Source organism: Dellaglioa sp. CoH-55-MRSF-6 (assembly GCF_056782215.1).
Genome location: NZ_JBXAYJ010000030.1, coordinates 1 through 287, shown reverse-complemented (window position 1 = coordinate 287; position 287 = coordinate 1). Strand labels below are relative to the sequence as shown.

Here is a 287-nt window from a genome sequence, read left to right as displayed (position 1 = left end):
GCCATATGCAGTGACATCTCGCCGTCCCGTCGGTCGGCCAGGTACGACGCTGGCGCGCCGGGCGATGGGTCGCGCGGTCGGGCGCAGGTCAGAACAGGAAGTACAGCCCGATCCTGCGACCCACGCCGCGATGGTCGTCGAGACGGTGTGGCTCCAGCGCAGCTCCGAGAAGATGAGCCACCCGGCGGTGGCGAGGACACCGATGAAGACGAGCAGGACGGCGATGCCGCCCCCGTCATCGCCGCGCCGGTGGTAGGCGAGCAGGTCGAGCGTGGCGAGTGCAGACA

General features: G+C 69.7%; 1 protein-coding gene. It reads right to left on the bottom strand.

The window, feature by feature from the left end:
- Positions 1 to 287, bottom strand: a 287-nt coding sequence (locus AC1RPK_RS07680; protein ID WP_481769342.1) for a hypothetical protein, incomplete at both ends; no start/stop codon positions are given.